We start from the raw sequence: 12,304 nt of genomic DNA, 5'->3' as shown, positions 1-12,304 counted from the left end.
GGCCCCCGCCACGTACACCGTGGAGCCAACGCCCACCCCGGCACTGACGGCGCCGTGGAAACCCGTAGGGAAAATATCCGAGAGCATGGCCAGGTCCAGGATCTTCTCCATGGCCCGGTCCTTGTCCGGGAACTTCAGCAGGTTCCAGTCAGCGTACGGCACCAGCACGTAGTTTGCCTGACCGCCCACCCAACCGCCCATGTCCACATACCCGTAGGCGCTGCCCGGTCGGTCCGGGTTTACGTTGAGGCAAATCCCGGTCTTGCGTTCCTTGCAGTTCCGGCACCGGCCGCAGGCGATGTTGAACGGCACGGAGCACAGATCACCCACCTTGATGAACTCGACGTCGCGGCCCACCTCCACCACCTCGCCGGTGATCTCATGGCCCAGCACCAGGTTGGGCGGTGCGGTAGTCCGGCCGCGAACCATGTGCTGGTCTGAGCCGCAGATGTTGGTGGCCACGGTCTTCAGGATCACCCCGTGGTTGACCGGGCGCCCCACGTTCGCCGGATTGACGCCGGGGCCGTCCTTGAGTTCGAAGCTGGGATAGTCGATATCGATAACTTCAACCTTGCCTGGCTCCTTGTAGGCAACGGCTTTGTTCCCTGTCATGTGTATCTCCTGTAGTCAGGCCTGCCCGCTAGGGCGGCCGTGATTCGCGGGTATTGGTGTCCCCTGGGTGCCAGGGCCCGCTTCCACATGGTGGCGCAAGTGTGCTGCCGGCTGATCGTGCCGCGGGTTCCCGGGCTGGGGTCCGCCCAGTCTAGGCAGGGGCCGTGGGCGGTGCCATAGCCAGCAGGGCGGCGGCTCTACCCTCTTTGGGATTAGGGGTTTTAGGGACCCGATGACTTCCGCGGTGAAGCCTTGTAGTGTCAGCACCGGTAACAGCCGGCCTCGGGGCAAAGTGCATTCCCGGGATGTTGTGAAGGAGCAGACATGGCAGTCAGTGACGAAGAAGCACAAGTGCTTGACCAGTGGAGCAACAGGCTTGCCCAGGCGCTGCAGATCCTGGACCTCAAGGTCGACAATGAACTGCTCCTGGACCTGGCCCGCAAGTCCGCCGACTCCGTGATCCACCCCGCCGCCCCGGTCACCACGTTCCTGGTGGGCTACGCCGCGGGGTTGGAAGCCGGCACCGGCAGTGCCGGGTCGCGGGAAGCATCCAGTGCGGCGGTGCAGCGTGCGGCAAGCGTTGCCTTTGGCCTTTGCGATGACGGGCACGACGGCGGCCCCGCCAGCCAAGGCTGGGCGGACACTGCCCAATAAGGGCTGGGTAATTGAGCCCGTCGTGAAGGCCCGGTGATTGCGCTAGTGCCCGGTGATTGAGCCTGTCGTGAAAGCCCGGTGATTGCGCTTGTGCCCAATGCTTGAGCCTGTCGTGAGCCCCCGGTGATTGAGCCAGTCGTAAGCCGGTGATTGAGCCTGTCGAAATCGGGCTGGTGAAGTGCCGTTTCGACAGGCTCAACCACCGCTACCCCGCCGCCGTCGGCTCCTCTTCGAGGACCAGAACCGGCTCGAGCTTCACGATCACTGCCTTGGACACGGGCGTCTGGCTGCCCTCGGCCACGCTTTCCAGCGGCACCAGGACGTTGGCCTCGGGGTAGTAGGCGGCGGCGCACCCGCGGGCCGTAGGGTAGGACACCACCCGGTAGTTCCGCAGGACCCGCTCCGCGTTGTCCGGGTAGACGCCCCAGATGTCCACATGCTGCCCGTCCTCCAGCCCCAGTTCGGTGAGGTCTGCCGGGTTCACGAACACTACCTCGCGGCCCTTCTTGATGCCCCGGTAGCGGTCGTTATGGCCGTAGATGGTGGTGTTGAACTGGTCGTGCGAGCGCATGCTCTGCAGGATCAGGGTGCCGGCCGGCCGTTCCACGTGTTCGAGTTCATTGACGGTAAGAATGGCCTTGCCCGTGGGGGTGTTGAAGGTGCGCGAGTCCCGGGGCCCGTTGGGCAGGATGAAGCCGCCTTCCTGCCTGATCTTCCGGTTGTAGTCCTCGCATCCCACCACCACGTGGGAGATGTGCTCCCGGATGAGGTCGTAGTTCTTTTCGAAGCCTGCCCAGTCAGCGGCGATCCGGTCGCCGAGAACCCGGCGCGCCAGCCGGCTGACGATCGCCACTTCGGAGAGCAGTGCCGGCGCCACCGGCTCCACGGTTCCGTGGGAGGCGTGGACTGCGCAAACAGTGTCTTCCACCGAAACAAACTGCGGGCCGGATTCCTGGCGGTCGATCTCGGTGCGCCCCAGCGTGGGCAGGATCAGGGCCTCGGCGCCGGTCACGGCGTGGGAGTGGTTGAGCTTGGTGGAGATCTGGACGGACAGTTCGGTGCTCTCCATCGCCGCTTCAGCAGCGTGGGTGTCCGACATTGCGCCCACGAAGTTGCCGCCCAGCGCCACAAAAACCTTGATGCCGCCGTCGCGCATCTGCCGGATGGTCTCCACGGCGTCCGCTCCGTGCTCCCGGGGCGGTTCGAAGCTGAACTCTTTACCGAGCGCATCCAGGAACGCCGGCGGCATCTGCTCCCAGATGCCCATGGTGCGGTCCCCCTGGACGTTGCTGTGTCCACGGATGGGCGAGGCGCCGGCGCCCGGTTTGCCGATGTTGCCCCTGAGCAGCAGCAGGTTGATGATCTCCTTGATGGTGGCCACGGCCTTTTTGTGCTGGGTGATGCCCATGGCCCAGGTGATGATTACTTTGTCTGCCCGGAGGTAGCGGTCCGCCAGTTCGTCGATTTCGTCCGAACGCAGCCCTGTGGCCTCAAGGACGGTGACTTCGTCCAAGGTGGCGAGGTGTGCCTTCAGCTCGTCAAGGCCCTGGCAGTGCTCCTCCAGGAACTGATGGTCCAGCACGGTGCCCGGTGCCGCGGCTTCGGCGGCGAGTATCCGCTTGGAGACCGCCTGCAGCAGCGCCATGTCCCCGCCGAGCCGGATCTGCAGGAACTGGTCAGCCAGGTCCGTGCCGTGGCCGATGATGCCCTTCACGCGCTGCGGATTCTTGTAGCGCATCAGGCCCGCCTCCGGCAGCGGGTTGACGGCAACGATCTGCGCGCCGGCGTCCTTGGCTTCCTCCAGCGCCGTGAGCATCCGAGGATGGTTGGTCCCTGGGTTCTGCCCCAGGATGATGATCAGGTCAGCTTTTTCGAAGTCGTTGTAAGAAACCGTGGCTTTGCCCACGCCGATGGTCTGCCCCATGGCCCAGCCGGAGGATTCGTGGCACATGTTGGAGCAGTCCGGCAGGTTGTTGGTGCCGTATCCGCGAATGAACAGCTGGTACAGGAACGCTGCCTCGTTGGACGTGCGGCCGCTGGTGTAAAAAGCTGCCTGGTCAGGGCTTGGCAAGGAATTGAGCTTGTCCGCGATGATGCCGAACGCCTCGTCCCAGCCCACCGGCCGGTAATGGTCCTCGCCGGCCGGTTTGTACACGGGTTCGGTCAGGCGCCCCTGCATCCCCAGCCAGTACTCTGACCTTTCCCGCAGCTCGCTGACAGGGTGCTCGGCCCAGAACTCCGGGCCAATAACCACCGGCGTGGCCTCCCAGGTGACTGCCTTGGCGCCGTTTTCGCAGAATTCGAACGTCTTGCGGTGGCCCGGGTCCGGCCACGCACAGCTCATGCAGTCAAAGCCGTCCTTCTGGTTCAGCGCCAGCAGGGTTTTCCTGGACCGATCCAGGCCCATGTGCTCCAGCGCAGGCTTCATGGAGTGATAGACACCGGGGACTCCGGCGGCCCAGGTTTTGGGGTGTCCGGTCACCTCGAGTTCGGACTCGTCTGCCTCTTCAACCTTCGGATTCTTGCGCGCCACGCTGCATCCTCCTTGCTTGGCCCGGTCCCGAAAATACCGTGCACTTGCCGCGGGACCGGTTCCCTTCCACAGTTGTTCACAGGTGGCCGGGAAGTCAAGGATGCCGGCGCCGGATGTGTACAACGGGAGCGCCGGACTTGTCCACATAGCCGGGAACACCGACGACGGCGTCCCCCCGGGCCGCGTTAGGCTGGTTACCTCGGCTGAAGCAAGCGGCCGCAGGATCCACCGTTGCGGAGCCGCTCCCTATGCCCGACGATCGCGCCCTCGCCGCCCTGGCGGCCTCTTCCTTCTCCCTGCCCCGCCTCCGCGACGGCCAGCTGGCCGGAATGGCTGCCCTCGCAGGCGGCCGCGATGTCCTGGCGGTGATGCCCACCGGCTACGGCAAGTCTGCTGTCTACCAGGTCGCGGCACTGCACCTGAAAAACACGACGGGACGCCCCGCCGTCGTGGTTTCACCCCTCATTGCCCTGCAGGAAGACCAGCTGGACGGGCTGGCCGCGGATCTGGGGGCGGATGCCGCCGTCGCGATCAATTCCTCCCGTAGTGATGCTGAATTGGAGGCCTCGTGGCAGGCGGTTGAGAACGGCAGGGCTACCTTCCTGTTCCTCGCTCCCGAACAGCTCGCCAAGCAGGAGACCGTGGACCGGATAGCGGAGCTGGAGATTTCCATGTTCGTGGTGGACGAGGCGCACTGCGTGTCCTCCTGGGGCCACGATTTCCGCCCCGACTACCTCAACCTCGGCAGCGTCCGTGAGCGCCTGGGCAACCCGCCGGTGGCAGCACTGACCGCAACTGCATCCCCTCCGGTGCGCGACGAGATCGCTGAACGCCTGCGTATGGAGGACCCGCTGGTCCTGGTCCATGGCTTCGACCGGCCCAACATCAGCCTCGATGTGGTCCGGCACCAGGAGGACAAGGGCAAACGCAAGGCAGTGCTGGAACAGGTCGCGGCTCTGGCCAGGGACCAGGGGCAGGGCCTGCTGTACGCCGCTACCCGCAAGGACACCGAGAAGTACGCGGCCAAGCTGGCCAAGGAGGGGCTGCGGGCGGAGGCCTATCACGCCGGCCGTTCGGCGGCGGACCGGGAACGGATCCACGAGCTGTTCCTCGACGACCAACTGGACGTGGTGGTTGCCACCACCGCTTTTGGCATGGGCATCGACAAACCGAATGTGCGGTTTGTGGTGCATGCGGACATTCCGGAGTCGCTGGACGCGTACTACCAGGAGATCGGCCGGGCGGGACGCGACGGAGAGCCTGCCGTGGCCGTATTGCACTACCGCGCCGAGGACCTCGGCCTGCGCAAATTCTTCGGCACCAACTCCCCGGATCCGGACCGGCTGCAAGCCGTGCTGAAGGTCCTTAAGGCCGCGAAAGCGCCCGCTCCCAAGACGTCGGTGGCTGAACTGACCGGGTTTCCCGTGCGCCGCGTCACCGGCCTGGTCAACCAGCTGGAGGAGGCGGGGGCAGTCACCACAGGCAAGCGCGGCATCCGGCTCACGTCCAAAGCCAAACTGCCCGCGCTGGTGCAGCGCGCCGTCGAACTGGCCGAAGCCCGGCAGCGCGTGGACCAGTCGCGGCTCACCATGATGCGTGCCTATGCGGAAACGGACAGTTGCCGGCGACAGTTCCTGCTGGGCTACTTCGGCGAGGAACTGCCGGAGCCATGCGGCAACTGCGATACCTGCGCTGAAGCCGCCGCCCAAGCGGATGCCGTCGGCTCAAAGGACGTGCACGACGGCGGGCCCGGCCCCATGGGAAAGGGTTCGACCGGGAAGGGCTCATCCGGGCAGGCCTCCCCGAGTGCGGACGAGCAGTTCCCGCTGCAGTCGGCCGTCATCCATAAAGAGTGGGGTCCGGGGCTGGTGATGCGGCACGAGGACGACGTTATTACTGTCCTGTTCGAGCAGGAGGGGTACAAGACGTTGTCCCGTACCGCCGTCGTGGAGCATGAACTCCTGCGCCCTGCTTAGCTAAGCCTGCTTTCGGTAGGCTGGGAGGACACTGACGACGAAAGGGCCGCCGCGTGGAAGTACCTTCTTATGTCTGGACGCTGACCATCGCAGGGATCGTTGGCCTGCTGGCTTTCGATTTCTTTTTCCACGTGCGGAAGGCCCACACACCCTCACTGAAGGAATCAGCCACCTGGTCCGCGATCTACGTCGGCATCGCACTGCTTTTCGGGCTGGGCGTGCTGTTGTTCGGCGGGCCAACGATGGGCACCGAGTACTTCGCCGGCTACGTCACGGAAGAAGCGCTCTCGGTTGACAACCTCTTTGTGTTCCTCATCATCATGGCCAGTTTCAAGGTGCCGCGGGCGCACCAGCAGAAGGTACTCCTGTTCGGCATCGTCTTCTCCCTGATCGCCCGCACGGCCTTTATTTTCGTCGGCGCCACCTTGATCAACCGGTTCGCCTGGGTGTTCTATCTCTTCGGCCTGATCCTCCTGATCACCGCCGGAAACCTGCTGCGGCCCGAAAACCACGACGACGAGGACACGGACGGGCTGGTGGTGCGGCTCGCCAAGAAGTTCCTCCCGGCATCGCAACACTACGACGGAGACAAGCTCTTCACCATTGAAAACGGCAAGCGCGTCCTCACCCCGATGCTCCTGGTGATGGTGGCCCTTGGCGGCACGGACCTTCTTTTCGCGCTGGACTCCATCCCTGCGATCTTCGGCCTCACGCAGAACGTCTACATCGTCTTCACCGCCACGGCCTTCTCCCTGATGGGCCTGCGCCAGTTGTTCTTCCTGATCGACGGACTGCTGGACCGGCTGATCTTCCTCTCGTACGGCCTGGCCGTCATCCTGGGCTTCATCGGTGTGAAGCTGATCCTTCACGCCCTGCACGAGAACACCCTGCCGTTCATCAATGACGGCCAGCATGTAAATGTAGTGGAGGTCAGCACGGAGGTCTCCCTCGGCGTCATCCTTGGTGTGCTGCTGCTGACCATCCTGGCCTCCGTTTTCAGCTCCAAGGGCAAGGCCAAGAACGCCGTCTCCGGTGCCAAGCGGCATGCCAACGAGTATTTGGACCTGAACTACGAGACGGATATGGCCGAACGGGACAAGATCTTCGCTGCCATGTGCCGCGAGGAGGACCAGATCCGAAAGCTGCCGGAGAAGTACAAAAAGCTCGTCCGCAACGAGACCGAGTTCATGAACCTGCTGCGCAGCGCGCACGCGGAGCACGACAAGGCTCAGGTCCGGGCGGCGGCCCACGGGAACTGACAGCTGTCCGCTTGCTGGTTGGTCGCGGTTTGCCCGCTGCCGGAACATCAGTCCCGCACCGGATTGTCGGTACCCCTTGCTAGGTTAGGTTCATGGCCGGGGGGAACCCTCTTAGGCTAATGATCACAGTCTGGCTGTCGATGGGGAGGCCCCGTGTTTTTGCTTGAAGCTGCGGCCGCCGGTGCGCCGCCGGACCTGGTGTTTTCCGCCAGCGATCTGGTGGCGGCCAGCGAGTGCGAGTACCGCGCGCTCAGGATCCTGGATGAAAAACTTGGCCGTTTCCTGAAGGCCGAATTCGCAGCGGATGAGATGCAGGTCCGCGCCGGCGAACTCGGTGACAAGCACGAGCAGACCGTCCTTGCCAGCCTGATCGCGAAGTACGGCGAGTGGGATGCGAGCCGCGGTGCGGGGGTGTACTCGCTCGAACGTGGGCAAAACCTGCGCGGGGAGCTCCAGGCCAAGCACGCGGAAACGGAGCTCGCGCTGCGCTCCGGTGCCGACGTCGTTTTCCAGGCCACCTTCTTCGATGGCGAATTCCTGGGTTACGCAGACTTCCTCGTCAATGAAGCCGCCGGCACCGGCATTCCCGGGCGTTACGAAGTCTGGGATACGAAACTGGCCAGGCATGCCAAAGTGGGCGCCCTGCTGCAACTGGCAGCGTATGGTGACCAGCTCCTTGGGATGGGCCTTGACCCCTCCCCCACCGTGACCCTGGTGCTCGGAACCCGTGTGGGAGATGACTGGCTTCGCAGCAGCCACTCCCTTCCGGACCTGCTGCCTGTGTTCCGGGAACGACGCCGGCGCTTCCGCCAGCTGACAGCGCAGCACCGCGCCGCTGATACCCCTGTGCAGTGGCAGCAGCCCGGGATCGTGCACTGCGGCCGCTGCGACTATTGCTCCGAGCAGGTGCAAGAGCATCGGGACCTGCTGATGGTGGCCGGGATGTCTGTGGTGCAGCGCCGGAAGCTTCATGCCGCCGGCATCACCACCATCGACCAGCTCGCGGCCATGCCTGCTGACGAGGCGAAGAACTCAGTGGTCCGGCTCCGGGCACAGGCGCGGATGCAGCTGGGCCTGGATGCAGCCGCCGGGTCCAGGACGTTCACTAAAGACGGCCAGCCGCACACAGTGTCATTCACGGTCCTGCCGGAGAACCGCATCGGGGCGCTCCCCGCACCCAGCCCGGGAGACATCTTTTTCGACTTCGAGGGCGATCCTCTGTGGCAGGACCCGGCCACGGGAGCGTGGGGCATCGAGTACCTCTTCGGGGTGATCGAGGCACCTGTTGCCGGGAGTTCCGGTGATCCTGCTTTCCGCCCGTTCTGGGCCCACTCCCGATCCGAAGAACGCCGGGCCTTCCTGGATTTCCTGGCCTATGTAGAGGAACGCCGCGCACGGTATCCGGACATGCACGTCTACCATTACGCCGCCTACGAAAAGACAGCCCTGCGGAACCTTTCCCTTGCGCACCAGGCCGGTGAGGACACCGTTGACGCCTGGCTCCGCGAAGGCCTGCTCGTGGACCTCTACGCCACGGTGCGGCAATCACTGCGCATTTCCGAAGCGTCGTACTCCATCAAAAAGCTCGAACCGCTGTACATGGGGGACAACCTCCGTTCCGGGGACGTCAAGGACGCCGGTGCCTCCGTAGTTGCCTACGCCGCATACTGCGCGGCCCGTGATGCGGGGAACGAGGCGGAGGCGGCAACAATCCTGGCGTCCATCTCCGACTACAACCGGTACGACTGCCTTTCCACACTCCATTTGCGCGACTGGCTGCTGGAAATCGCCGGGCCAGCCGGGACGGAAGCTGCGTCCACGGCAGCCTCGAAAGCGCTGACTGGTTCATCCGCTGGGACTGAGGTGGATGAACGCAGGGAAGTGCCGGACGAGGCTGCCGGAACTCCTGAAACTCCCGAAGAGCGCCGGCTGCGCGAATACTTGGCCGGGCTGCCGGACACCCGCCCCTGGACCGATGATGAACGCGCCATCGCCATGGTTGCCGCGGCTACCGGCTATCACCGCCGCGAACGCAAGCAGTTCTGGTGGCAGCACTTCGACCGGGTGGAAGCACCCATCGAGAACTGGTCCGACCAGCGGAATGTCTTTGTGGTGTCATCGGCAGAAGTTACTTCCGACTGGGCGCTGGCCAAGCCGCGGGAGCGTATGCGGACCCGGGTCCTTCGGTTGGAGGGCACCATGACCGAGGGATCGGACTTCCGGGCTGGTTCAAACTGGTGCCGGCTCTATGATGCCCCGCCGCCGGATGGCATGGCAGATCCCGATGCCGCTCCGGGCGCCAGGGCTTTTACCTTCGGAACCAGGATCAGCGCGGTCTCACCGGCCCCGGACAACCCCGAACATACCGTCATCACCATTGCTGAGCGCGAAACCGGCAAGGTTGCGGCGTACCAGCACATTCCCGTTGCTCTGACCGAGGACCAGCCCCTCGCTACGTCCAGCATCGAAGCTGCGATCGCGGAAATCGCCGCCAGCGTCGGAGCGTCAGTGCCTTCGCTGCCGGCACAACCGGGGCTGGACATCCTGCGCAAACAGCCCCCGCGATTCCGGACTGTCCGGCAGCCGGTGGACGTCCCGCACGGGCCTGATGGTTCTGCCGATTACGCCGCGGCGATCACCGCGTCTGTCCGCGACCTCGACTGCTCCTACCTGGCTGTCCAGGGCCCTCCGGGCACCGGAAAGACGTATGTCGGTGCACACGTTATTGGCCGCCTGGTTGAAGAGGGTTGGAAGATCGGAGTGGTGGGCCAGTCGCACAATGTGGTCGAAAACCTGCTCTGCTGTGCCATCGCCACGGGCGGTGTGGATCCGGCCGTAGTGGCGAAGAAGCTCGCGTCCCCGCACGATGTTCCCTGGCCTGCCACCACCGAAGGCGACGTTGCACGGCTCCTGTCCTCGCCAGGCGGCTGCCTGGTGGGCGGCACCGCCTGGACCATGACGGGCAAGGAGGTACCGGCCGGTGCACTGGACCTGCTGGTCATCGATGAGGCCGGGCAATTCTCGCTGGCCAACACGCTTGCCGTTTCCAAGGCGGCAAAGCGGCTCCTGCTGCTCGGCGACCCCCAGCAACTGCCCCAGGTCACGCAGGGCGCGCACCCGGAACCCGTGAACGAATCAGCGCTGGGGTGGCTCGCCGCCGGGCACGCCACCCTGCCGGCCAACCTGGGATACTTCCTCGCGGACAGCTGGCGGATGCACCCCGAATTGTGCCGCGCCGTCTCCCGGCTCAGCTACGAGGGAAAGCTCCAGTCCGCACCGGCAGCCTCCCAGCGCCAACTGGAACAGCTTCCTCCGGGTGTGGAAACGGCCTTCGTCAACCACAGCGGCAACGCCACCGCCTCCAAGGAGGAAGCGGCAGAGGTGGTTCGCCAGGTGCGCCGGCACCTCGGGCTGAAGTGGACGCCGGGTGCGGACAGCGAGTCCCGTCCGCTCGGCCAGGAAGACCTGCTGGTAGTGGCCGCCTACAACGCCCAGGTCCACCTCATCCGGAAGGCCCTGGCGGAGGATGGCCTGCCGGACGTGCGGGTAGGAACGGTGGATAAGTTCCAGGGCCAGGAGGCGCCCGTGGTGCTGGTCTCGATGGCCTGCTCTGCAGTCAGTGAGGCACCGCGCGGCGCTGAGTTCCTGCTGAACAGGAACCGCATCAACGTGGCAGTCTCCCGGGGCCAGTGGCGGGCAGTCATCATCCGCTCCCCCGAGCTCACCAACTACATGCCGCGCCGGCCCGCAGCCCTGGAGGAACTGGGGGCCTTCATCGGGCTGAGTCCAAGGGAATGAAGTCCGCCGTGCTCAAGCACATCCGGGATCGAGCACGCGCGTAGTGGTCTTAGCGTGCATTGAAGCCGCGGAAGGTGCCGTCAGCTTCAGAAATGGAGTCCTCCACCCGTTCCACCCGCCCGGGGGTCCGGTCCGAGTTCAGCCATTCCCGGAGTTCGTGGACCTTCCACTGCGGCCCCTCGGCCACCAAGGAGACTGAACCGTCGTCGAGATTCCTCACCTCGCCGGAGAGGCCCAGCTCGTCCGCTTTGCCCATGGTCCAGTAGCGGAATCCCACACCCTGCACCACGCCAAAAACGCGGGCAGTCAGCCGCACGGCCCCCGCATCAGACGCAGCCGGATCGGGCTCTTCGGTCGATGAACCTGCGTGCCTCGCCATGGGTGCGTCCCCTCTTTCGTCGGCTTTACGGGCCCAGGAATTCTCGCGGGCACTTATGCAACAACCAACCCTCCCAACTGAGTCGCAGTTAACGCTCCCAAAACGGGTTTTCGCGACGTTAACTCTCAGTCAGTTGGGAGGGTAAGACGGTTAGTTGATGGTGATGTCGCGGGTGCTGTGGTTGTAGCGGATGGTGACCGTGCCGCCGTCGTGGTACAGCTCGTGGTTCGGGCCATCGAAGGTGCCGAACGCGCCGTAGTTTTCGTCCCAGGACCGGTTCAGGGCGATCTTGAAGGTGTAGTGGCCGGCCGGCAGCTCCGCACTCTTCTTCCACAGCTGGTCCAGGAAGTCGAACTCCATCTGGGCTTCGTCGTACTGCGGGGCCCAGTTCTCGGGTGCACCAAGGATGGTGTTGAAATCGCCCGCAACAGCCACTGCCTCCGGCTGCGGGTGCGTCTCAACATCCGGGCCCTCGAACGGCTCCGCGGCAGCGGACTCATCGGCCTTGGCCGGAGCCTTGCCCTTGCGTACGGCGTTGACCACGGGCTCGACGGCGTCCTCGATCACCTTGGCAGCCTTGCCCACAGCCGCGGCAGCCTTCTTGGCAGGCGTTTTCCTGGTGGCCTTTTTGGGCTCAGCCTTGGCCGCGGCCGGCGCCGGGAGTTCGGCAACGGCAGTGGTCTTGCGGACGAACCCTGCGGGAGCCGCAGGAACCGGGACGTCGGCAGGGACCGGGGTGCCGGCGTCGAGCGCCGTGGCGAAGGACACAGCGTCCGGGTAGGCCACCGTAGCACGCATGCCGTCTTCGGTGATGGTCCAGCCGGAGCGGCCCTTGACCAGCCAGCCTGCCTTCACCAGCTTGGCTGTGGCCGAGGTCAGCGTCTTGTGCCCGCGGGGAATTCCGCCGCTGAGCAGTTCGGCTTCGTGCTCGTTGAACGGCACGCGTGCCGTAGCCTCCGCGAGGACCTGCCCCGCGTTCAGTGCATCACCGGACCACACGCCTTCGGTCAGGACATCCAAAACGGTCTTGAGTCGAAGGAAGGTGTTTTCTGCGGTGGACTTGGCCATGATTCCCCTTTTATAAAAGCGATCG

The 12,304-nt window shown here is 64.8% G+C and carries 8 protein-coding genes; 4 read left to right on the top strand and 4 right to left on the bottom strand.

The genetic code is table 11. The features are described from left to right. Nucleotides 1-612 (bottom strand): alcohol dehydrogenase catalytic domain-containing protein (locus FNL14_RS02760; protein ID WP_181762523.1); only part of this gene is annotated, 612 nt, incomplete at its 3' end. A gap of 324 nt (nucleotides 613-936) precedes the next feature. Between FNL14_RS02760 and FNL14_RS02755 the strand changes: the two genes are divergently transcribed. Next, nucleotides 937-1,266 (top strand): DUF6457 domain-containing protein, encoded by a 330-nt coding sequence (locus tag FNL14_RS02755; protein ID WP_142057480.1) that lies wholly within the window; start codon nucleotides 937-939, stop codon nucleotides 1,264-1,266. Between the two features lie 205 nt (nucleotides 1,267-1,471). On the opposite strand, the gene FNL14_RS02750 is transcribed toward FNL14_RS02755, so the two are convergent. Further along, entirely contained in the window at nucleotides 1,472-3,799 is a 2,328-nt protein-coding gene (locus FNL14_RS02750; RefSeq protein WP_142057478.1) for an FdhF/YdeP family oxidoreductase, read from the bottom strand. A 248-nt stretch (nucleotides 3,800-4,047) separates the two neighbouring features. Between FNL14_RS02750 and FNL14_RS02745 the strand changes: the two genes are divergently transcribed. The 3 genes from FNL14_RS02745 to FNL14_RS02735 all read left to right on the top strand — a co-directional run bounded on the left by FNL14_RS02745 (nucleotide 4,048) and on the right by FNL14_RS02735 (nucleotide 10,832). Continuing rightward, a complete protein-coding gene (locus FNL14_RS02745; protein ID WP_142057476.1) occupies nucleotides 4,048-5,775 on the top strand; it encodes an ATP-dependent DNA helicase RecQ in 1,728 nt (575 codons plus the stop codon). A 53-nt stretch (nucleotides 5,776-5,828) separates the two neighbouring features. Further along, entirely contained in the window at nucleotides 5,829-7,034 is a 1,206-nt protein-coding gene (locus FNL14_RS02740) for a TerC family protein (protein WP_142057474.1), read from the top strand. Between the two features lie 153 nt (nucleotides 7,035-7,187). Next, nucleotides 7,188-10,832: a TM0106 family RecB-like putative nuclease gene (locus FNL14_RS02735; RefSeq protein WP_142057472.1), complete on the top strand. Its 3,645-nt coding sequence runs from the start codon at nucleotides 7,188-7,190 to the stop codon at nucleotides 10,830-10,832. Nucleotides 10,833-10,881: 49 nt separating this feature from the next. Here FNL14_RS02735 and FNL14_RS02730 read toward each other — a convergent pair whose 3' ends face one another. Together FNL14_RS02730 and FNL14_RS02725 are read right to left on the bottom strand one after the other, a co-directional pair. Further along, a complete protein-coding gene (locus tag FNL14_RS02730) occupies nucleotides 10,882-11,211 on the bottom strand; it encodes an acylphosphatase (RefSeq protein WP_142057470.1) in 330 nt (109 codons plus the stop codon). A gap of 150 nt (nucleotides 11,212-11,361) precedes the next feature. Further along, complete coding sequence (locus FNL14_RS02725) at nucleotides 11,362-12,279, bottom strand: glycosidase (protein WP_142057468.1); 918 nt, start codon at nucleotides 12,277-12,279, stop codon at nucleotides 11,362-11,364. Between the last annotated feature and the right edge of the window lie 25 nt (nucleotides 12,280-12,304).

It is taken from the genome of Pseudarthrobacter sp. B4EP4b, assembly GCF_006680095.1.
Taxonomy (GTDB): domain Bacteria; phylum Actinomycetota; class Actinomycetes; order Actinomycetales; family Micrococcaceae; genus Arthrobacter.
Note: the sequence above shows the minus strand (reverse complement) of the source record. Positions and strands in the feature narration are given on the sequence as shown.

Bases quoted from the DNA above. Each gene is read 5' to 3' on its own strand.
- FNL14_RS02755 (WP_142057480.1), top strand. From the start codon at position 937: ATGGCAGTCAGTGACGAAGAAGCACAAGTGCTTGACCAGTGGAGCAAC.
- FNL14_RS02730 (WP_142057470.1), bottom strand. From the start codon at position 11,211: ATGGCGAGGCACGCAGGTTCATCGACCGAAGAGCCCGATCCGGCTGCG.
- FNL14_RS02745 (WP_142057476.1), top strand. From the start codon at position 4,048: ATGCCCGACGATCGCGCCCTCGCCGCCCTGGCGGCCTCTTCCTTCTCC.
- FNL14_RS02725 (WP_142057468.1), bottom strand. From the start codon at position 12,279: ATGGCCAAGTCCACCGCAGAAAACACCTTCCTTCGACTCAAGACCGTT.